This window comes from Pseudomonas sp. TMW22090 (genome assembly GCF_022496665.1).
Lineage (GTDB): Bacteria > Pseudomonadota > Gammaproteobacteria > Pseudomonadales > Pseudomonadaceae > Aquipseudomonas > Aquipseudomonas gregormendelii.
Window position 1 is genome coordinate 180,826 of record NZ_SCFH01000002.1, and the last position, 20,766, is coordinate 201,591.

General features: G+C 60.1%; 16 protein-coding genes. 11 read left to right on the forward strand and 5 right to left on the reverse strand.

Annotated features, from left to right (window positions below; all coding sequences use genetic code 11):
* Positions 1–185: 185 nt before the first annotated feature.
* Complete coding sequence (gene rapA / locus EQV97_RS06900) at positions 186–3,032, forward strand: RNA polymerase-associated protein RapA (RefSeq protein WP_045061052.1); 2,847 nt, start codon at positions 186–188, stop codon at positions 3,030–3,032.
* Between the two features lie 160 nt (positions 3,033–3,192).
* Here the strand turns inward: rapA and EQV97_RS06905 are convergent, their stop codons facing one another.
* A complete protein-coding gene (locus EQV97_RS06905; RefSeq protein WP_240888729.1) occupies positions 3,193–4,542 on the reverse strand; it encodes an MFS transporter in 1,350 nt (449 codons plus the stop codon).
* A gap of 281 nt (positions 4,543–4,823) precedes the next feature.
* On the opposite strand from EQV97_RS06905, the gene EQV97_RS06910 reads away from it, so the two are divergent.
* A complete protein-coding gene (locus EQV97_RS06910; protein WP_240888730.1) occupies positions 4,824–7,106 on the forward strand; it encodes an EAL domain-containing protein in 2,283 nt (760 codons plus the stop codon).
* Here the strand turns inward: EQV97_RS06910 and EQV97_RS06915 are convergent.
* Positions 6,997–7,890, reverse strand: coding sequence for an NAD(P)-dependent oxidoreductase (locus tag EQV97_RS06915; protein ID WP_122837750.1), 894 nt, complete (start codon positions 7,888–7,890; stop codon positions 6,997–6,999). The two genes, EQV97_RS06910 and EQV97_RS06915, sit on opposite strands and share 110 nt — an antisense overlap.
* Before the next feature lie 229 nt (positions 7,891–8,119).
* On the reverse strand, positions 8,120–8,425 hold the full coding sequence (locus tag EQV97_RS06920; RefSeq protein ID WP_122837749.1) for a DUF2288 domain-containing protein: 306 nt from the start codon (positions 8,423–8,425) through the stop codon (positions 8,120–8,122).
* 351 nt (positions 8,426–8,776) lie between these two features.
* Here EQV97_RS06920 and EQV97_RS06925 point away from each other — a divergent pair, with 351 nt between their 5' ends.
* The 5 genes from EQV97_RS06925 (at position 8,777) to EQV97_RS06945 (ending at position 13,777) form a co-directional block, all read left to right on the forward strand.
* Positions 8,777–9,904, forward strand: coding sequence for a branched-chain amino acid ABC transporter substrate-binding protein (locus EQV97_RS06925; RefSeq protein WP_045061058.1), 1,128 nt, complete (start codon positions 8,777–8,779; stop codon positions 9,902–9,904).
* A 231-nt stretch (positions 9,905–10,135) separates the two neighbouring features.
* A complete protein-coding gene (gene livH, locus EQV97_RS06930; protein ID WP_045061059.1) occupies positions 10,136–11,059 on the forward strand; it encodes a high-affinity branched-chain amino acid ABC transporter permease LivH in 924 nt (307 codons plus the stop codon).
* Positions 11,056–12,312, forward strand: a complete 1,257-nt coding sequence (locus EQV97_RS06935) for a high-affinity branched-chain amino acid ABC transporter permease LivM (protein ID WP_045061060.1) — start codon at positions 11,056–11,058, stop codon at positions 12,310–12,312. Before livH ends, EQV97_RS06935 begins: the two co-directional genes overlap by 4 nt.
* Positions 12,309–13,076, forward strand: a complete 768-nt coding sequence (livG, locus tag EQV97_RS06940) for a high-affinity branched-chain amino acid ABC transporter ATP-binding protein LivG (protein WP_045061061.1) — start codon at positions 12,309–12,311, stop codon at positions 13,074–13,076. Before EQV97_RS06935 ends, livG begins: the two co-directional genes overlap by 4 nt.
* Positions 13,076–13,777 (forward strand): ABC transporter ATP-binding protein, encoded by a 702-nt coding sequence (locus EQV97_RS06945; RefSeq protein ID WP_122837748.1) that lies wholly within the window; start codon positions 13,076–13,078, stop codon positions 13,775–13,777. Before livG ends, EQV97_RS06945 begins: the two co-directional genes overlap by 1 nt.
* A gap of 57 nt (positions 13,778–13,834) precedes the next feature.
* Here EQV97_RS06945 and EQV97_RS06950 read toward each other — a convergent pair whose 3' ends face one another.
* Positions 13,835–14,743 carry a LysR family transcriptional regulator gene (locus EQV97_RS06950; RefSeq protein ID WP_240888731.1) on the reverse strand — a complete coding sequence of 303 codons (909 nt, stop codon included), beginning with the start codon at positions 14,741–14,743 and terminating at the stop codon, positions 13,835–13,837.
* Between the two features lie 105 nt (positions 14,744–14,848).
* On the opposite strand from EQV97_RS06950, the gene EQV97_RS06955 reads away from it, so the two are divergent.
* From EQV97_RS06955 to EQV97_RS06965, 3 genes are all read left to right on the forward strand, one after another.
* Positions 14,849–15,448, forward strand: a complete 600-nt coding sequence (locus EQV97_RS06955) for a short chain dehydrogenase (RefSeq protein ID WP_225570129.1) — start codon at positions 14,849–14,851, stop codon at positions 15,446–15,448.
* A 245-nt stretch (positions 15,449–15,693) separates the two neighbouring features.
* Entirely contained in the window at positions 15,694–16,347 is a 654-nt protein-coding gene (locus EQV97_RS06960; RefSeq protein ID WP_240888732.1) for a hypothetical protein, read from the forward strand.
* A gap of 100 nt (positions 16,348–16,447) precedes the next feature.
* Entirely contained in the window at positions 16,448–18,061 is a 1,614-nt protein-coding gene (locus tag EQV97_RS06965) for an NAD(P)/FAD-dependent oxidoreductase (RefSeq protein WP_122837745.1), read from the forward strand.
* A gap of 163 nt (positions 18,062–18,224) precedes the next feature.
* Here EQV97_RS06965 and EQV97_RS06970 read toward each other — a convergent pair whose 3' ends face one another.
* Positions 18,225–19,319 (reverse strand): PLP-dependent cysteine synthase family protein, encoded by a 1,095-nt coding sequence (locus tag EQV97_RS06970; RefSeq protein WP_240888733.1) that lies wholly within the window; start codon positions 19,317–19,319, stop codon positions 18,225–18,227.
* Between the two features lie 249 nt (positions 19,320–19,568).
* Here EQV97_RS06970 and nhaA point away from each other — a divergent pair, with 249 nt between their 5' ends.
* Complete coding sequence (nhaA, locus tag EQV97_RS06975) at positions 19,569–20,759, forward strand: Na+/H+ antiporter NhaA (protein ID WP_240888734.1); 1,191 nt, start codon at positions 19,569–19,571, stop codon at positions 20,757–20,759.
* The last annotated feature ends 7 nt before the right edge of the window (positions 20,760–20,766 follow it).

A 20,766-nucleotide genomic window follows, 5' to 3' on the forward strand; every position in this document is an offset into this window, starting at 1 on the left:
GGCACTTGCGCGGTGGCGGCGGGCTTGGGCGATTGGACTGTCATTTATCGGACAACGCCTGAGCCAGACGTTCCACCAGGATCAAAAGATCGCCGCTTCCGTCAGCGCCTGCACGCGTTATCCTTTGGCCTGGAGCCCTCATTCCGTTAAGATAGCCCGCTTTTTCAAGGTGGGAGTCAGGCAGCATGGCGCAGCAGTATCAACCGGGGCAACGCTGGATTAGTGACAGCGAAGCCGAGCTGGGTTTGGGCACCGTTCTGGCACAGGACGGCCGCTTGTTGACCGTGCTCTATCCGGCCACTGGCGATACCCGCCAGTACGCGCTACGGAATGCGCCCCTCACCCGCGTGAGGTTTTCTCCGGGTGACTCGATCACTCACTTCGAAGGCTGGAAACTGACCGTACAGGAAGTCGACGATGTCGACGGCCTGCTGGTCTACCACGGCCTCAACGCGCAGAACGAAACCGTCACCCTGCCGGAAACCCAGCTGTCGAACTTCATTCAGTTCCGCCTGGCCAGCGACCGTCTGTTCGCCGGGCAGATCGACCCGCTGGCCTGGTTCTCCCTGCGCTACCACACGCTGGAACACACCAGCCGTCAGCTGCAGTCCTCTTTGTGGGGCCTGGGCGGCGTTCGGGCGCAACCAATCGCCCACCAATTGCACATTGCCCGCGAAGTCGCTGACCGCATCGCCCCTCGGGTTCTGCTGGCGGACGAAGTAGGCCTGGGTAAAACCATCGAAGCCGGCCTGGTGATCCATCGCCAATTGCTCTCGGGCCGCGCCAGCCGCGTGCTGATCCTGGTTCCGGAAAACCTGCAGCACCAGTGGCTGGTAGAGATGCGTCGCCGTTTCAACCTGCAGGTCGCGCTGTTCGACGAAGAACGCTTTATCGAAAGCGATGCGACCAACCCGTTCGAAGACACCCAGCTGGCATTGGTTGCGCTCGAGTGGCTGGTGGACGACGAAAAAGCCCAGGACGCGCTGTTTGCTGCCGGCTGGGACCTGCTGGTGGTCGATGAAGCGCACCACCTGGTCTGGCACGAAGAAAAGGCCAGCCCTGAGTATTCCCTGGTCGAGCAACTGGCCGAAGTCATTCCCGGCGTCCTGTTGCTGACCGCCACCCCGGAACAACTCGGCCAGGACAGCCACTTCGCACGTCTGCGCCTGCTCGATCCGAACCGTTTCCATGACTTGCACGCCTTCCGCGCCGAGAGCGAAAACTACCGCCCGGTGGCCGAAGCCGTTCAGGAGCTGCTGGACCAGGGCCGTCTGTCGCCTGAAGCGCACAAGACCATCCACGGTTTCCTCGGTAATGAAGGCGAAGCGTTGCTGGCTGCGGTCAACGATGGCGACACCGAAGCCAGTGCGCGCCTGGTTCGCGAACTGCTGGACCGCCATGGCACCGGACGCGTGCTGTTCCGTAACACCCGCGCCGCCGTGCAGGGGTTCCCGGAACGCAAACTGCACCCGTATCCGCTGCCGTGCCCGGACGAATACCTCGAGCTGCCCCTGGGCGATCACGCCGAGCTGTACCCGGAAGTGAGCTTCCAGGCCCAGCCGGATGCCAATGAAGAAGAGCGCTGGTGGAAGTTCGACCCACGTGTCGAGTGGCTGATCGATCAACTGAAGATGCTCAAGCGCACCAAGGTTCTGGTGATCTGTGCCCACGCCGAGACCGCGATGGACCTGGAGGACGCCCTGCGCGTGCGTTCCGGCATCCCGGCGACGGTGTTCCACGAAGGCATGAACATCCTTGAGCGTGACCGCGCCGCCGCCTATTTCGCCGACGAGGAATTTGGTGCCCAAGTCCTGATCTGCTCGGAAATCGGCAGTGAAGGTCGCAACTTCCAGTTCTCGCATCATCTGGTGCTGTTCGACCTGCCTGCGCACCCGGACCTGCTGGAGCAACGCATCGGTCGTCTCGACCGGATCGGCCAGAAGCACATTATCGAGCTGCACGTGCCCTACCTGGAAACCAGTCCGCAGGAGCGTCTGTTCCAGTGGTACCACGAGGCCCTGAACGCGTTCCTCAACACCTGCCCGACCGGCAACGCGCTGCAGCATCAGTTCGGCTCGCGCCTGCTGCCGTTGCTGGAAAATGCCGACGACGGCGAGTGGCAAGCGTTGATCGACGAAGCCCGCGCCGAGCGCGAGCGCCTGGAAGCCGAGCTGCACACCGGCCGCGACCGCTTGCTGGAGCTCAACTCCGGCGGTGCCGGCGAAGGTGATGCACTGGTCGAGGATATTCTTGAGCAAGACGATCAGTTCGCCCTGCCGATCTACATGGAAACACTGTTCGACGCCTTCGGCATCGACAGCGAAGACCATTCGGAAAACGCGCTGATCCTCAAACCGAGTGAAAAAATGCTCGACGCCAGCTTCCCGCTGGGCGACGACGAAGGCGTTACCATCACCTACGACCGCAACCAGGCGCTGTCTCGCGAAGACATGCAATTCATCACCTGGGAACACCCGATGGTCCAGGGTGGCATGGACCTGGTGCTGTCCGGCTCGATGGGCAATACCGCCGTGGCGCTGATCAAGAACAAGGCGCTCAAACCTGGCACCGTATTGCTGGAACTGCTCTACGTCAGCGAAGTGGTGGCGCCGCGCTCACTGCAGCTGGGGCGCTATCTGCCGCCAGCCGCCCTGCGCTGCCTGCTCGATGCCAACGGCAACGACCTGTCGGCTCGCGTAGCGTTCGAAACCCTCAACGACCAGCTCGAAAGCGTTCCTCGGGCCAGCGCCAACAAGTTCATCCAGGCCCAGCGTGACCAGCTGACGCCACGGATCAACGCCGGTGAAGAAAAGATCTTCCCGCGCCATGCCGAGCGCGTCGCCGAAGCCCAGCGCCGCCTGGCCGCCGACACCGACGAGGAACTGGCACGCCTGACCGCCCTGCAAGCGGTCAACCCGACGGTACGCGACAGCGAACTGGTAGCACTGCGCAAACAACGCGAGCAAGGCCTGGCCATGCTCGACAAGGCTGCGTTGCGACTGGAAGCGATTCGGGTGCTGGTGGCGGGGTAAGCCCCCTGGCGCTTTTTTGTAGGAGCGAGCTTGCTCGCGAAGAACTCATAGACACCGCGTTTATCCAGGCTTCACGCGTTATCGTTGAGTTTTTTCGCGAGCAAGCTCGCTCCTGCAAAAGTCGATGCTCGCGCCGGTGATGCCCTGCTCGTGATTGCAATTACGCAGTCGCCGCCGAAACCTCAGGCTCGACCACAGCCACCAACCCATCCTTCATCCGCTTCGCATCCCGCACAAAACACCGCGAAGCCATGAATAGAAACACCATGGTGAAAAACAGCGCCACCGGTATCAGGTACATCGCGTCGTGCAGGCCTACCGCCTTGAAAGCTTCGGTCATCTGCCCGGCGCCAGCCGCCAGCATCGCCGTGTGGGCGAAGTGATCGGACAGCCCACCGACCACCACCGGCCCCAATCCGCCGCCGAGCAGGTACAAGCCGGCAAAAAACAGCGCCATGGCCGTTGCCCGCAAGCGCGGCTCGACCACGTCCTGGATAGCGGTGTAGACGCAGGTGTAGAAGTTGTAGGCAAACAGCCAGCCCAGGCTGAATACCCCGACAAACAGTCCGATCTCGATTCGCCCGGCGTGCAGGGCCCAGGCAGTGCATACGGTCGAGACAATCAGGCTGAAGGCTGCAAACAGCAGCCGCCCATTGGCGACCCGCTGGTGGATCTTGTCAGCGACCAACCCGCCCAGGGTCAGGCCGAACAACCCGGTGACACCGACAATCACCCCGGTCGCCACCGCAGCGTCATGCAGTGGCATCAGGAAGTAGCGTTGCAGCATCGGCACCAGGAATGAGTTACAGGCATAAGTTGCGAAGTTGAAGCACAACCCTGCCATCACCAGCCACAGGAACGTCGGCACGGCCAATACCCGACGGATTGGCCGCTCGACGCGCTCCTGGGACACCTGCACGCTTTCCGCGGCACCGCGTTTGGGCTCCTTGATGAAAAACATGAACACCGCCAGAACCAGGCCCGGCACTGCGGCAATGAAAAACGGCGCACGCCAGCTGTCGAAGGTCTTGACCATCCAGCCGATGGTGAAGAAAGCCAGCAACAGACCCAGTGGCAGGCCCAGCATGAAGATACCCATCGCCCGGGCACGCCGGTGCGCCGGGAACAGGTCGCCGATCAACGAATTGGCCGCCGGTGCATAACTGGCTTCGCCAATACCAACACCCATGCGCACGAGCAAAAACGTCCAGAAACTGCCGACCAGGCCATTGACCGCTGTCAGCCCGCTCCAGGCCGCCAGTCCCCACCCCATCAACTTGGCCCGTGAACCGGTATCGGCCATTCGCCCAAGGGGCAGGCCGGCGATTGCATAGACGATGGTAAATGCCGTACCGATGATCCCCAGCTGAAAATCACTCAAGTGCCATTCCATGCGAATGGGCTCGATGATGATGGCCGGGATGGTGCGGTCGAAAAAGTTGAACAGGTTGGCCAGGAACAACAGGAACAGAATGCGCCACGCATTCGCCGCTTGGGTCGAGTTCTGCATGCTTCCGTCTCTTTTATTGTTATGGGGCTTAACTGCCCCCGGAACATGCAATCTAGTCACGCCTGCACAAGCTGTCTGTAATTATTCGTTAAGCTGATAGGCGGCCATGAAGAGCCCAATGCCCGCGCGATTTGATTATTGCCAAACGCTCTAATACTCATTCCAAATCGATTGACGCCAAACTGCCACCACGGCTTGCGCTTCCGCCGTGCGCTCTATACTCCAAGGCAACCCGCCTGCAGCAGTGGCGGCAGCCAGGATGACGACAAACGGGAAATGCTATGGAATGGCTTGGTTTGCCTTTCATTACCGGCCTACCAGACAGTGGACAGGTAATCCTGAGTTGCACCCACAATCCGTTTCTAGTGCTGCTGGCATACGTGGTTGCGTGCGTTGGCAGCTTTGCCATGCTGGACATGGCCGAACGGGTGGATCATGCACAGAAGGCGGAATCCCGGCGCCTGTGGAGCCTGACAGGAACTGCCTGCCTGGCAGGTGGAATCTGGGCCATGCACTTCATTGGCATGCTCGCGTTTCAAGCGCCTGTCGAGATCCATTACGCCCTGCCCATTACCCTCGCCTCCCTGCTGATTGCCCTGCTCGCTTCATGGCTGGTGATGCTCACCCTCAGCCAGGCGCAACAAACCCTGTGGCGTTACGTAAGAGCCTCGGTGTGCATTGGCCTGGGTATCGCCGCCATGCATTACGTCGGCATGGGTGCCATGCGCTCCGAAGCCGCCGCTTACTTCGAGCCGACGCTGTTCACACTGTCTGTGCTAATCGCCATGCTGGCCGGCCTTGCCGCCCTGCTGATCGCCCGGCAGTTGCGCGGCGCCATGGGCCTGCCCCATCAACTGAAGAAATACACCGCCAGCCTGGTGCTTGGCGCCGGTCTCTTCAGCATGCACTTCACCGGCATGGCCGCGTTCAATATGGTGCTGCCTGCAGGCAGTGCCCTGACGCCGCCTGGCGAAAACGATCACCTGCAACTGGGACTCACCGTGGCCGTCATGACGCTGCTGATCATCGGCAGCAGTATCAGCGCGGCCTTGGCCGACAAAAAGCTGCAGCACAAGGAGCACGACCTGCAACGGGTCAACGCCTTGCTCAGCCAACTCGACCAGGCACGGATGTCGTTGCAGCAGGTGGCGCATTACGACGCGCTGACCAACCTGGTCAACCGCCGCGGGTTCAACCAATTGTTCGCCGAGAAGCTCAGCGAAAAGACCAAGGAAGGCGGCATGCTCGCGGTAGTGTTCCTGGACATCGACCACTTCAAGCGTATCAACGACAGCCTCGGCCATGACGCCGGCGACGAATTGCTCAAGGTCCTGGCCAGTCACATCAAGGGGTCGGTACGCAGCCATGAAGATGTGGTGGCACGCTTCGGCGGTGATGAGTTCTGCATTCTCATTGGGTTGCACGACCGTGAAGAAGCCCGGCAAATGGCCCAGCGCATCATGATGAAAATGAAGGAACCCATCGAGCTGGCGGGACGGCGCATGGTGATGACCACCAGCATTGGCATCAGCCTGTTTCCCGAAGATGGCAGCACCTGCGAAGAACTGTTGAAAAACGCCGACCTGGCGCTCTACCAGTCCAAGGGCAATGGCCGCAACGGCCTGAATTTCTTCAGCGCGAACCTGAAGACCCGTGCAACGCTGGAACTGCAACTGGAAGAAGAACTGCGTCACGCCCTGCGCGAGAACACCGGACTGATGCTGTATTACCAACCGATCTTCGACCTCAAGACCGGGCTGGTGAGCAAGCTCGAAGCCCTGGTTCGCTGGCAGCATCCGGTGCATGGCCTGCTCTCGCCAGAGCGGTTTATCACCATCGCCGAAGCCAACGGCCTGATTGCGGAACTGGACAACTGGGTGCTGCGCAAAGCCTGCGAAGACTTGAGTGAATTGTCCCGCCAGGGCTGCGAAGCACTCAGGATCGCGGTGAACTGTTCACCGCTGAACCTGGCGCGCGAGGAACTCGCCGATGAAATCGAACAGGCGTTGCGGGTCGCCGGTGTAGCCCCGCAACGGCTGGAACTGGAAGTCACGGAAAATGCGCTGATGGGCAACATCGCCAACACGCTGGTGTTGCTGCGCCAGATTCGTGCGCTGGGGGTATCCTTGTCGATCGACGACTTCGGCACCGGGTATTCCTCCCTCGCCTATCTCAAACGCCTGCCGCTCAACACCTTGAAGATAGATCGGTCATTTATCCAGGAGATTCCCGAGTCGACCCAGGACATGGAAATCGTCCAGGCGATCATTATCATGGCCCATACCCTGCACTTGCAGGTTGTCACCGAGGGCGTCGAAACGCTGGAGCAATACGAATTCCTGGAGCGCTACGGCTGTGATTTCGTCCAGGGCTACTTGCTCAGTCGCCCGGTTCCGCTGGCTGAACTGCGCCCCGTCCTTAACGAAATCAACCAGCGCCAGTATTCGAGCCCGGTCATTCCCTCGGGCCAGGCTCGCGGTACATCTGCACTAACGTCGACGGATCCTTTTCCAGGAAGCCCTTACTCCCGTGCAACCGCATCAATTGCGCGGCCAGTGCGCTGAGGGGTGTCGCGGCCCCCTGTTCGCGGGATAATTTCACGGCGGTGTCGAGATCCTTGAGCAGTGTGCGAACGTGCCATTTCACCGGTTCGAAACGGTTGTCGGCCATTTGCGGCGCAAGGATCTGCAACGGCTTCGAATCGGCGAACCCCCCTGCCAGCGCCTCGGCAATCAGGCTGGCATTAACGCCGGATTGCTCGGCCAAGGCCACCACCTCGGCAATGACCAATGCATTGCAGGCAACGATCATCTGGTTGCAGGCCTTGGTCACCTGCCCCGCGCCGACGCCCCCCATGTGGGTCACCCGCTGGCCGATGCTCAGCAATGCAGTCCTGACCCGTTCAAGGTCTGATGCCGCGCCGCCGACCATGATCGCCAGCGACCCCGCTTCGGCGCCGACCACGCCACCAGACACTGGCGCGTCCAGCCATTGCATGCCGCTTGATGCGTTCAACGCAGCGGCCATTTCCCTGGTGGCCGCAGGCTCGAGGCTGGAAAAGTCCACCAGCAACTGGCCGTTTCTCGCACCCTCGGCGATGCCTGCCGCGCCAAACACCACTTCGCGCACCACTGCAGTATCCGCCAGGCAAAGCATGACCACGTCCGCGTGCGCACACAGCTCGGCCGGCGTCGAAACCTGTCGCGCCCCGGCCTCGACCAGCGGCAAGCACTTGTCCGGATTGCGATTCCACACAGTCAACGCAAAGCCCGCCGCCATCAATCGTCGGCACATCGGCAAGCCCATCAGGCCGATACCGGCAAATCCCAGGGAAGGTAAAGTTGCCACGGGTGGTTCCTCCAATTGAACAGCGGTAAAAAAGCCTGGTGTGCTCGAACCGGGCCAACATCTGGAAACAATTAAATCGACCAATGGCGGGTCAGCCAACTGTTCCCGTTACGTGCGCGTCACCCTCTCCACGCGTTCGATGTGGCCTTTCTCCACGGCAACATGCCATCACGCTACGGGCCTACACACTTTCCAGCAAGCAGCTCATGCACCAATAAAGCGCAGAGGTTTATTCGCCCGCCCTTTCCTGGATCAGAATCCACGGCGAAACCACCACGGCCCACAGCTCTGGATCTCGCTCGAAAAGATCCAGCGCCCGCGATTCAGAGAGCTTGGCGAGTTTGTCGTCGGCCAGCCAGGCAGCCACTTTCTCACCTTCGTCAACCGCCACCGCCTCGGCCGCGGCGATCAAATCCAGAGCCGGGTCGACCCATAACAGGGCACCCTTGGCGAAGAAGGGTTCAAGCTCTTTCCAGGTAATAGATGCGGTCTCACCAAGCAGCTTGGCATAGAGGGTGCTAGGTTCTTGATTCATGGGTTCTGTCCGGAAAAGAAATCGACGCGAATGATAAACGTCGATGGTCTGGCAGCAAAACCCGGATGCAATTTGCTTCACCGATTGAAAACCGCAGGAAAGCCAAGGAATGCAGGTGAATCAAGCTATTAGCCAGCTAACATCCCGCCGCGATTCTGTATTTTTCTTTCAATTAAGCGACACCCTCTGGTTTTGCCCCCCGGCGCTGCCTTCCCAGGCTGACAATCGGCGCTCTACACTGTACCGGTACAGTTGTCGGGGGCATTTCCGGAGGGTATCGACGATATCTGACCCGGTTCTGCTGCTACGGCGCCAGGACTATAAAAACTACAACAGTAAGAGTGGAGCACTATGACTAAGGCTACTAAGCAGATTTCCAAACTGTTTGCCGCTATGGTTCTGGCCGGGGTTGCCAGCCATTCGTTCGCAGCTGACACCATCAAGATCGGCATTGCCGGCCCTAAGACCGGTCCTGTAGCCCAGTACGGCGACATGCAGTTCAGTGGCGCCAAAATGGCCATCGAGCAGATCAACGCCAAAGGCGGCGTAGACGGCAAGAAACTCGAAGCCGTTGAATACGATGACGCCTGTGATCCAAAACAAGCGGTAGCGGTAGCGAACAAGGTCGTCAACGACGGCGTCAAGTTCGTAGTCGGCCACCTGTGCTCCAGCTCCACTCAACCGGCTTCGGACATCTACGAAGACGAAGGCGTGATCATGATCACTCCGGCCGCCACCAGCCCGGACATCACCTCCCGTGGTTACAAGATGGTGTTCCGCACCATCGGTCTCGACAGCGCCCAGGGCCCTGCAGCCGGTAACTACATTGCCGATCACGTGAAGCCGAAAATCGTTGCCGTCCTGCACGACAAACAGCAATACGGTGAAGGCATCGCTACCGCCGTGAAACAAACCCTCGAGAAGAAAGGCACCAAGGTGGCCGTGTTCGAAGGCATCAATGCCGGCGACAAGGATTTCTCCTCGATGATCGCCAAGCTCAAGCAAGCCAACGTCGACTTCGTTTACTACGGTGGCTACCACCCGGAGCTGGGCCTGATCCTGCGTCAAGCCTCGGAAAAAGGCCTGAAAGCCAAGTTCATGGGTCCGGAAGGCGTGGGTAACGACTCCATTTCGCAGATCGCCAAGGACGCGTCCGAAGGCCTGCTGGTCACCCTGCCGAAATCCTTCGACCAGGACCCTGCCAACATTGCCCTGGCTGACGCGTTCAAAGCCAAGAAAGAAGATCCGAGCGGTCCGTTCGTGTTCCCTTCCTACTCGGCTGTTGAAGTCATTGTCGGTGGCATCACTGCCGCCAAGAGCGAAGACCCGGCAAAAGTGGCTGAAGCCATTCACGCTGGCACTTTCAAAACCCCGACTGGCGACCTGAGCTTCGACGCCAAGGGCGACCTGAAAGACTTCAAATTTGTGGTTTACGAGTGGCACTTCGGCAAACCTAAAACTGAAGCTTCGCCTCAGTAAGGCCTTGCCTGACTGACTGCCCACAAAGCCCACGGCGTGCCGTGGGCTTTGTTTTACGAATGTACTGGGCCGCGCTTGCGTGATCCGCAAGTCTCCCCACCTGAAAATCTCAAAACCGTCATCAGCGGTTCGCTGGCAAACCCCGAATTCGAAGTGGATGCAGATCCGCGGGATCGGGCGGGAAAATGACTCCACCAGTGAAATGCGTATCAGGTTTTTAGGAGCGCTGTAATGCCTGACATCTATCACTTTTTCCAACAGCTGGTTAACGGCCTGACCGTTGGCAGCACGTATGCCCTGATCGCCATCGGCTATACGATGGTTTACGGCATCATTGGAATGATCAACTTCGCCCACGGCGAGGTGTACATGATTGGCTCCTACGTGGCGTTCATCGCCATCGCAGGCCTGGCCATGATGGGACTCGACAGCGTCCCGCTGCTGATGACTGCCGGTTTCATCGCGAGCATCGTCGTCTGCAGTGCCTACGGTTACAGCATCGAACGGATTGCCTATCGCCCCTTGCGTGGCAGCAACCGTCTGATTCCGCTGATCTCGGCCATCGGCATGTCGATCTTCCTGCAGAACACCGTTCTGCTGTCGCAAGACTCCAAGGACAAATCCATCCCCAACCTGATCCCCGGGAATCTCTCATTCGGGCCAGGTGGTGCACATGAAGTGCTGATTTCGTACATGCAGATCGTCGTGTTCGTGGTGACCCTGGTCGCCATGCTCGGCCTGACGATGTTCATCTCCCGTTCCCGACTGGGTCGCGCCTGCCGCGCCTGCGCCGAAGACATCAAGATGGCCAACCTGCTGGGTATCAACACCAACAACATCATTGCCCTGACCTTCGTCATCGGTGCGGCGCTGGCAGCCATTGCAGCCGTGTTGTTGAGCATGCAATACGGCGTGATCAACCCGAACGCCGGCTTCCTCGTTGGCCTCAAGGCCTTTACCGCTGCGGTACTTGGCGGCATCGGCAGCATTCCCGGCGCCATGCTCGGCGGACTGGTGCTTGGGGTGGCGGAAGCCTTTGGTGCCGATATCTTCGGCGACCAGTACAAGGACGTCGTGGCTTTCGGCTTGTTGGTTCTGGTTCTGTTGTTCCGGCCGACCGGCATCCTGGGCCGTCCGGAGGTTGAAAAGGTATGACTAAGAATCTTAAGCAAGCGCTCTTCAGCGCGCTCCTGGTCTGGGCAGTTGCCTATCCGGTGCTCGGCCTCAAACTGACCATCGTCGGCATCAACCTGGAAGTCCACGGCACCAGCAACATGACCCTTGCAATCATCGCGATCTGCTCGGCACTCATGTTCCTGCGGGTGCTGTTCGACGACCCGATCAGCAAGGCCTGGAAATCCTCGCCGTCCATGCCCTTGATTCCGGCCAAGGCCAGCAACTTCCTGACCCTGCCGACCACTCAGCGCTGGATCATCATCGCTTTGATCATCGGTGCCCTGGTCTGGCCGTTCTTCGGCTCCCGTGGCGCGGTGGACATTGCGACCCTGATCCTGATCTACGTGATGCTGGGCCTGGGCCTGAACATCGTGGTCGGTCTCGCAGGCCTGCTCGACCTGGGTTACGTCGGTTTCTACGCCGTCGGTGCCTACAGCTATGCGCTGTTGTCGCACTACCTGGGCTGGAGCTTCTGGGTCTGCCTGCCGGTCGCCGGCCTGATGGCAGCCACCTTTGGCTTCCTGCTCGGCTTCCCGGTTCTGCGCTTGCGGGGTGATTACCTGGCGATCGTCACCCTGGGCTTCGGTGAGATCATCCGTCTGTTCCTGCGCAACCTCACGGACATCACTGGCGGCCCGAACGGCATCAGCAACATCGAGAAGCCCACGTTCTTCGGCCTGACCTTCGAACGCAAAGCGGCCGAAGGCATGCAGACGTTCCATGAGTACTTCGGGCTGCAATACAACTCGATCAACAAGGTAATTTTCCTCTACCTGGTTGCGCTGTTGCTGGCCCTGGCGGCCCTGTTCGTCATCAATCGCCTGTTGCGCATGCCAATCGGCCGTGCCTGGGAAGCGTTGCGTGAAGACGAGATCGCTTGCCGTGCACTCGGCCTCAACCCGACCGTCATCAAGTTGTCGGCCTTCACACTGGGCGCCAGCTTCGCCGGTTTTGCCGGCAGTTTCTTTGCTGCCCGCCAAGGCCTGGTCACGCCCGAGTCATTCACCTTCATCGAGTCGGCGATCATCCTCGCCATCGTCGTTCTGGGTGGCATGGGCTCGCAGCTGGGGGTGATCCTGGCTGCCGTGGTGATGATCCTGCTGCCGGAAATGATGCGCGAATTCAGTGAATACCGCATGTTGATGTTCGGTGCCTTGATGGTGCTGATGATGATCTGGCGTCCTCAGGGTCTGCTGCCCATGCAACGTCCTCACATGGAGCTGCGCAAATGAGCCGCGAGATCCTGAAAGTCGAAAATCTGAGCATGCGCTTCGGCGGCTTGCTGGCGGTCAACGGCGTGGCCCTGACCGTCAAGGAAAAACAGGTCGTCGCCTTGATCGGCCCTAACGGCGCCGGCAAGACCACGGTGTTCAACTGCCTGACCGGTTTCTACAAGCCGAGCGGTGGCAGCATCCTGCTCGACGGCCAGGCGATCGAAGGCCTGGCCGGGCATGAGATCGCCCGTAAAGGCGTGGTGCGAACCTTCCAGAACGTGCGGTTGTTCAAGGACATGACGGCGGTCGAGAACCTCCTGATCGCCCAGCATCGTCACCTGAACACCAACTTCCTGGCCGGTCTGTTCAAGACCCCGGCGTTCCGCAAAAGCGAGCGCGAGGCGATGGAATTTGCCGAGTACTGGCTGGACAAGGTCAACCTCAGGGAATTCGCCAACCGAACGGCTGGCACGCTGGCCTACGGTCAGCAACGTCGCCTGGAAATCGCCCGCTGCATGATGACCCGCCCGCGGATCCTCATGCTCGACGAACCGGCTGCAGGCCTGAACCCCAAGGAAACCGAAGACCTAAAGGCGCTGATCGGCGTGTTGCGTGAAGAGCACAACGTCACCGTGCTGTTGATCGAACACGACATGAAGCTGGTGATGAGTATTTCCGACCACATTGTCGTCATCAACCAGGGCACTCCCCTGGCCGACGGCACGCCGGAACAGATCCGCGATAATCCTGAAGTGATCAAAGCCTACCTGGGGGAAGCGTAATGCTGCAGTTCGAAAACGTTTCCACCTTCTACGGCAAAATCCAGGCCTTGCACGGCGTCAATGTGGAAATCCGCCAGGGCGAAATCGTCACCCTGATTGGTGCCAACGGTGCCGGCAAGTCCACTTTGCTGATGACGTTGTGCGGTTCACCTCAAGCTCACAGTGGCAGTATTCGCTACATGGGCGAGGAACTGGTCGGGCAGACTTCAGCGCAGATCATGCGCAAGAGCATTGCCGTGGTACCGGAAGGCCGTCGAGTGTTTGCTCGCCTGACCGTGGAAGAAAACCTCGCCATGGGCGGATTCTTCACCGACAAGGGCGATTACCAGGAACAGATGGACAAGGTCCTCGGACTTTTCCCCCGCCTGAAGGAGCGCTTCAGTCAACGTGGCGGCACCATGTCCGGCGGCGAACAGCAGATGCTCGCCATCGGCCGCGCGCTGATGAGCAAGCCCAAGCTGCTGCTGCTGGACGAGCCGTCACTGGGTTTGGCACCGATCATCATCCAGCAGATCTTCGACATCATCGAACAGCTGCGCAAGGATGGCGTCACGGTTTTCCTGGTGGAGCAGAACGCCAACCAGGCGCTGAAAATCGCTGACCGAGCGTACGTTCTGGAGAACGGTCGGGTGGTGATGCAAGGCACTGGTGAAGCACTGCTGACCGATCCGAAAGTACGCGAGGCGTATCTGGGCGGCTAAGTACAGTACCCTGTAGGAGCTGCCGGAGGCAGCTCCTACGTGGTTATATGCGATGCCTCAAAGCTTGTCCAACGCCTCACCACTGCGCTTGAACCACCCCATCAGATAGTCCGCCAGCACCTGCGTGCGTTTCGGCAAACCGCCCTGGTATGGATGCACCAGATACATGGGCATCCTGCGGGTCTGATAGTCACGCAACAACCAGCGCAAGCGCCCGTCGGCCAACTCCGTTTGCAATAAATACGACGGCAACCGCGCAATCCCCGCACCCTCCAGCGCCGCTTTCTTCAGCAGGCTGTAATGATTACTGGCGAACGGTCCCATCACTCGCACCCGCAGCAACTCGTGCTGCTGGTGATAGAGCCATTCTTCGCGACCGCTGTAATGGCTATTGAGCAGGCAGCGGTGCTCTGCCAGTGCCTGTGGTGTTGCGGGCTCACCATAGTGTTCAAGGTACACAGGGCTGGCGCAGGTCATCTCATGCCAGGCCAACAGCGGTCGGGCCACCAGCCGCTCGTCGTTACCGACCTCGGAGCGCACTGCAAGATCAAAACCCTCTCGGGATAAATCGCGGAATTCGTTACTCAGGTCCAGCTCGATTTGCACCTCTGGGTACTGCTGAGAGAATTCCAGCAACAACCCATCGAAAAAAGTTTCGCCCAGCGACACCGGCACAGTCATGCGCACTGGCCCGGCCATATCGTCCTTCAATCGCGCCAATGCCTGACGCGCCCTCTCCACTTGCACCACCAGTGCCTGGGCCTGGGGCAATAGCGCAGCGCCGGCCGCCGTCAAACTCAGGCGGCGGGTGGTGCGCTGCAGCAGGACTACGGAAAATCGGCTTTCCAGCAGGCTGATGCGCTTGGACAATTGCCCCTTGCTGCAACCCAGTTGCTGCGCAGCCAGGGTAAAACTTCCCGCCTCGATCAATACCGCGAACGCCGCGAGGTCATCCATTTCGCTCATGGATTGTTTCCTTTTGAAAACCAAAGGTTGCCTATTAGCACGCTTATCAGTGAAAAAAACCACCCCTAGACTGGAGCCTCGTTTAAACCACCCGGGGATCAAGGCATGAAAATTCTGTTGATAGGCGCAGGCGGCACCATCGGTTCAGCGGTCGACAAGGAGTTGTCGCAACGTCACGAAGTCATTCGCATCGGTCGTAACAGTGGCGATCTGCAGGTGGATATCAGCGACAGCGCCTCGATTCGCAAACTGTTCGAGCAGACCGGAAGATTTGACGCCCTGGTCTGTGCCGCTGGCAACGTGACATTCGCGCCGCTGGATGAGATGTCCGAGGAGAGTTTTGCACTGGGGCTGAAGGACAAACTGATGGGGCAGGTCAACCTGCTGTTGATCGGCCGCGAGTTCGCCAATGACGGCGCCTCGTTCACCTTCACCACTGGCGTGCTGAGCCATGACCCGATCCGCAGCGGCGCTTCGGCGGCCCTGGTCAACGGTGCGCTGGACAGCTTCGTACGCGCGGCGGCTATCGAATTGCCTCGCGGGTTACGCGTGAACTCCATCAGCCCGACCGTGCTGTTGGAGGCGATGGGCAGTTATGCGCCGTACTTCCGCGGGTACAAACCGGTTCCTGCGGCCGATGTGGCTTTGGCTTACGCCAAAAGCGTAGAAGGCTTGCAGACGGGTCAGACTTTTCACGTGGGCTGAGCGCCTGAGACAGTCTGTGGGAGGCTTGCCAGTGATCTGTGGGGCCTTGCCGGTGATCTTTGGGAGCAAGGCTTGCCCGCGATGGCGCCCTTGAGATCGCTATCGCCAGCAAGCTTTGGTCCCACAGTTGATCCAGGTTGATCCAGGTTCAGGCAGTGGGAGCCAGGGGGAGGCCACTGCATCGCCGGGGTTGTGATGAGCGGTCAGGCTGCGTAACGTGGCGGCACTTGTCTGGAGAACCAAAGATGCGTGTTGCCCGTTCCCTTGTCCTCGTTGCCTTGCTTCCATTGTTTGCCGCGTGCCAGTTGTTCGATGGTCCGCGGCAAAGCGCCTCCCACGTGGGCCAGACCCGCATGCAGGGACAGTTGACGGCGGTGGATGGCAAGCTGGTGTTCCAGCCGTGCAATCAATCGAGCAGTTTTGTGGTCAACGACACCGGTGGCACCAGCGTGCTGCAGGAGGCTGCGACCCTGGCAGACAATCAGGGCAAGTTGTTTGCCGACGTGCGCGGGCGCATCGACGGCAACCGCCTCGACCTGCAGCAGTTGTACCGCGTTGAACGCTCGGGCACGGCCTGTGATGATCCCAACTTCAAATTGCTGATCCTGCGCGCCGCCGGCCAGACGCCGCCGTGGAGCGTCAAGGTCAGCGGCAAGGGCATGGTCATTGACCGCGCCGGCCAGCCACCCCTGGCCCTGCCCTATGTCGAGGAACAGCTGGGTGATGGCCGCTTCAATCTCAGCACTGAAGCCAATGACCAACGCATAGAGCTGTGGGTCGCGCCGCAACGGTGCGTAGATGCCACCACGGGCGCGGTCCAGCACATGAGCGCCGAACTGCGCATCAACGGCCAGGTCCAGCGTGGTTGCGGGTATTTCGGCGGAGCGCGTGACGACTGATCGTTTTAGCCTCACTGATTCGGGTCTTTGGGGCTTATAATCACCGGTTTGTGCTATTCCGCCCTGGCGCAGTCAAGCGCCCCGCGAACCGGATCCTGTCATGTTACGAATCACCGAACTCAAGCTGCCGATCGACCATCCCGAAGAAGACCTGCGCCCTGCCATCGTGCAGCGCCTGGGCATTGCCAGCGATGACCTGCTCGATTTCACCTTGTTCAAACGCAGCTACGACGCGCGTAAAAAGTCTTCCGAACTGTGCTTCATCTACACCGTCGACCTCAACGTGCGCGATGAAGCGATGGTGCTGAACAGGTTCGTCGATGACCGTAACGTCAATGTGGCGCCGGATGTCAGTTACAAGGTCGTCGGCCAGGCGCCGGCGGATCTCGAACAGCGCCCGGTGGTCGTGGGTTTTGGTCCGTGCGGGATTTTCGCCGGTCTGCTGCTCGCGCAGATGGGTTTCAAGCCGATCATTCTGGAGCGCGGCACTGAAGTTCGTCAGCGCACCAAGGATACCTGGGGCCTGTGGCGCAAAAGCGTGCTCAATCCCGAGTCCAACGTACAGTTCGGTGAAGGCGGCGCCGGGACGTTCTCCGACGGCAAGCTCTACAGCCAGATCAAGGATCCGAAGTTCATCGGACGCAAGGTCCTGCACGAGTTCGTCAAGGCTGGCGCGCCGGATGAAATCCTGTACGTCAGCAAACCGCACATCGGCACCTTCCGGTTGACCGGGGTCGTGGAGAATATGCGTGAGCAGATTCGTGCCCTGGGTGGCGAAGTGCGCTTCCAGCAGCGCGTCACTGACGTGCTGATCGAAGACGGACAGCTGACCGGCGTCGAGCTCGATGGCGGCGAACAGATACATTCCAGGCACGTAATCCTGGCCCTCGGCCACAGCGCCCGTGACACCTTCCGCATGTTGCACGGCCGTGGTGTGTTCATGGAAGCCAAGCCGTTCTCGGTGGGTTTCCGCATCGAACACCCGCAATCGCTGATCGACCGCGCGCGCCTGGGCAAGTACGCCGGCCACCCTAAACTCGGCGCGGCCGACTATAAACTGGTGCACCACGCCAAGAATGGCCGCTCGGTCTACAGCTTCTGCATGTGCCCTGGCGGCACCGTCGTAGCCGCGACGTCCGAGCCGAACCGGGTGGTGACCAACGGCATGAGCCAGTATTCGCGTAACGAACGCAACGCCAACTCCGGCATCGTCGTGGGCATTACCCCGGAAGTCGATTACCCGGGCGGCCCGCTGGCGGGGATCGAGCTGCAGGAACGCCTGGAGTCCCACGCTTTCGTGCTGGGGGGCAGCAACTACGAAGCCCCGGCGCAACTGGTCGGGGACTTCATTGCCGGCAAGCCGTCCACCGCACTGGGGAGTGTCGAGCCGTCCTATAAACCCGGAGTCGCCTTGGGGGACCTGGCCCTGGCGCTGCCGGCGTTTGCCATCGAAGCGATTCGTGAAGCACTGCCTGCCTTCGAAAAACAGATTCGCGGCTACTCGCTGCACGACGCGGTGCTGACCGGGATCGAAACCCGCACGTCCTCGCCGCTGCGCATTACCCGCGACGAGTCTATGCAGAGCCTCAACGTCAAGGGTCTGTTCCCGGCGGGTGAAGGCGCCGGTTATGCGGGCGGGATTCTCTCGGCAGGTGTGGACGGGATCCGGATCGCCGAAGCAGTGGCTCGCGACATCCTCGGCCTCGAGGCCTGATGCTCTAAGCCATTACAAAAGTTTGTGGAAAAACCTGTGGGAGCGAGCCTGCTCGCGATTGCATACGATCAGCCAGCATATCTGGTGAATGTTAATCCGCAATCGCGAGCAGGCTCGCTTCCACATGGGTCGACCACATAGGCTCTTCAGTGCCGCAGCGCCTTCAGATATTGGCGCGCAGCACGCTCGCCGGCAACGGCTCCCCACGCTCGGCACTCGCCGCGACCGCATCGATCAGGCCACTCAACTCATACCCCTGCGCCTTGAGCCAGGACTGATCGTAGTAGGTGTCGGCATAGCGTTCGCCACCATCACATAAAATCGCCACGATCGACCCCGACTCCCCCGCCGCCGCCATCTGCTGGGCTGCCATCAAAGCGCCAATCAGGTTAGTCCCGCTCGATCCGCCGACATGCCTTCCCAAGCGTCCGGCCAGGTAATGCATGGCCGCCAGAGACAGCGCGTCCGGCACCTTGACCATCGCATCAATAACTTTTGGCAGGAACGACGCTTCGACCCGGGGCCGACCGATACCTTCAATGCGCGAACCGTGATCCAGGCGCAGGCTTGCGTCGCCAGTCTGGTAGAAATCGAAGAACACGGAACGCTCGGCATCGGCGCAGAGTACGCGCGTGCAGTGCTGACGATAACGCACATAACGCCCCAGGGTCGCCGTGGTACCGCCCGTGCCGGGGCTGGAAATCAGCCAGCTCGGTTCCGGGTGCTTTTCGAAGCGCATCTGATGGAAGATTGATTCGGCGATGTTGTTGTTGGCGCGCCAGTCGGTCGCGCGCTCGGCATAGGTGAACTGATCGATGAAGTGGCCATCGTGCTCGCGTGCCAGACGCTCGGACTCGGCGTAGATCTGCGTCGGATCATTCACCAGGTGACTCTTGCCACCGTAGAAGGCGATCTGCGCGATCTTCTCCCTGGACGTAGTCGCCGGCATCACCGCAATGAACGGCAGGCCGAGCATCCGAGCGAAATAAGCCTCGGAAATCGCCGTCGAACCGCTGGATGCCTCGATCACCGGCGCCCCCGGTTTGAGCCAGCCATTGCACAACGCATACAGGAACAACGAGCGAGCCAGTCGATGCTTGAGGCTACCCGTGGGGTGGCTCGACTCATCCTTGAAATACAGTTCGATGCCGGTAAACCCGGGCAACGGCAAAGGGATCAGGTGAGTGTCGGCACTGCGCTGGAAGTCCGCCTCAATGATCCGGATGGCTTCTCGGGCCCACTGTCGGTTGTCGCTCATGGTGGTTTTCTCGTCGGATCGGGTTTTGGCAGACCTTATTTGAGGCCCAACATGCAAGCTTAGGAAAAAACCTACATCACGCACAGGTACAGCTGAGGTTCAATACGTTTGGCAACTGCTAGGCTCAGCCTCGGGTCCAGCACCCATAGCTGTAACGCTATATAACAAAAAAGAATATAACTTTTGTTTTAACAACTAACGGCACGGGTTAGGGTGTGCCACCTTCGAACCCATCAATGGAGAGTGACCTTGCCACTGCGTAGCACTTTCACGCGTTTCTTTCAGCTGGAAGCGGCCAGCGGTCTATTACTGATCGCCGCCGCAGTCCTGGCCCTGATCATCAATAACTCCCCGCTGTCGTGGCTGTACACCAGCTTTCTCGACACTCCGGTGGTGGCGCAGATCGGTGCGCTGCAAATCGCCAAGCCGGCGCTGCTCTGGATCAACGACGGCCTGATGGCGTTGTTCTTTTTGCTGATCGGCCTGGAAGTGAAGCGCGAAGTCCTCGACGGCCAGCTGTCGAAACCTTCCCAGGTCGTCCTGCCCGGTGCCGCGGCGATTGGTGGCATGGTCATTCCCGCGCTGGTCTACTGGTTCTTCAACCGGGATAACGGCGCAGCCCTTGATGGCTGGGCCATCCCGATGGCCACCGACATCGCTTTCGCCCTGGGCGTGCTTGCCCTGCTGGGCAAACGCGTACCGGTGTCGCTCAAACTGTTCCTGATGACCCTGGCGATCATCGATGACCTGGGTGCAATCATCGTCATCGCGATCTTTTACTCCGGCACCTTGTCGACCCTGTCCCTGGCTCTGGCAGGGGCCTGTATAGCGGCACTCATCGCGATGAATCGGCTGGGTGTGGTCAAGCTTGGGCCGTACATGATCATCGGCCTGATCCTCTGGGTTTGCGTGCTGAAAAGTGGCGTCCACGCCACGCTCGCCGGCGTGACCCTGGCCTTCTGCATCCCGCTGCGCACGAAAAATGCCGAGCCTTCGCCGCTGCTGACCCTGGAACACGCCCTGCATCCCTGGGTAGCCTACGGCATCCTGCCGCTGTTCGCCTTCGCCAACGCCGGCTTGTCGCTGAGCGGCGTGACCGTCGAAAGCTTCACTCATCACGTACCGATGGGCATCGCCATCGGACTGTTGCTGGGCAAGACTGTCGGAGTGTTCGGCCTCACCTGGCTGGCGGTTAGAACCGGTATCGCAGCTCTGCCCCAAGGTGCCAACTGGGGCCAGGTGCTAGGCGTGGCGATCCTCTGCGGCATCGGCTTCACCATGAGCCTGTTCGTTGGCTCACTGGCGTTTGAACCGGGCGTCAGCGAATTCGCTGGCATGGACCGCATGGGTATTTTGACCGGGTCGATCCTGGCAGCGCTGATTGGTTATGCAGTGACAGCAGCGGCAAGCCGCAAGAATGCTGCGTTGGCCCACGCCTGACATAGGT

Excerpts from the sequence above, each read along its gene's own strand:
- rapA (WP_045061052.1), top strand. The coding sequence starts at position 186 with ATGGCGCAGCAGTATCAACCGGGGCAACGCTGGATTAGTGACAGCGAA.
- EQV97_RS06905 (WP_240888729.1), bottom strand. The coding sequence starts at position 4,542 with ATGCAGAACTCGACCCAAGCGGCGAATGCGTGGCGCATTCTGTTCCTG.
- EQV97_RS06910 (WP_240888730.1), top strand. The coding sequence starts at position 4,824 with ATGGAATGGCTTGGTTTGCCTTTCATTACCGGCCTACCAGACAGTGGA.
- EQV97_RS06920 (WP_122837749.1), bottom strand. The coding sequence starts at position 8,425 with ATGAATCAAGAACCTAGCACCCTCTATGCCAAGCTGCTTGGTGAGACC.
- EQV97_RS06925 (WP_045061058.1), top strand. The coding sequence starts at position 8,777 with ATGACTAAGGCTACTAAGCAGATTTCCAAACTGTTTGCCGCTATGGTT.
- livH (WP_045061059.1), top strand. The coding sequence starts at position 10,136 with ATGCCTGACATCTATCACTTTTTCCAACAGCTGGTTAACGGCCTGACC.
- EQV97_RS06935 (WP_045061060.1), top strand. The coding sequence starts at position 11,056 with ATGACTAAGAATCTTAAGCAAGCGCTCTTCAGCGCGCTCCTGGTCTGG.
- livG (WP_045061061.1), top strand. The coding sequence starts at position 12,309 with ATGAGCCGCGAGATCCTGAAAGTCGAAAATCTGAGCATGCGCTTCGGC.
- EQV97_RS06945 (WP_122837748.1), top strand. The coding sequence starts at position 13,076 with ATGCTGCAGTTCGAAAACGTTTCCACCTTCTACGGCAAAATCCAGGCC.
- EQV97_RS06950 (WP_240888731.1), bottom strand. The coding sequence starts at position 14,743 with ATGAGCGAAATGGATGACCTCGCGGCGTTCGCGGTATTGATCGAGGCG.
- EQV97_RS06955 (WP_225570129.1), top strand. The coding sequence starts at position 14,849 with ATGAAAATTCTGTTGATAGGCGCAGGCGGCACCATCGGTTCAGCGGTC.
- EQV97_RS06960 (WP_240888732.1), top strand. The coding sequence starts at position 15,694 with ATGCGTGTTGCCCGTTCCCTTGTCCTCGTTGCCTTGCTTCCATTGTTT.
- EQV97_RS06965 (WP_122837745.1), top strand. The coding sequence starts at position 16,448 with ATGTTACGAATCACCGAACTCAAGCTGCCGATCGACCATCCCGAAGAA.
- EQV97_RS06970 (WP_240888733.1), bottom strand. The coding sequence starts at position 19,319 with ATGAGCGACAACCGACAGTGGGCCCGAGAAGCCATCCGGATCATTGAG.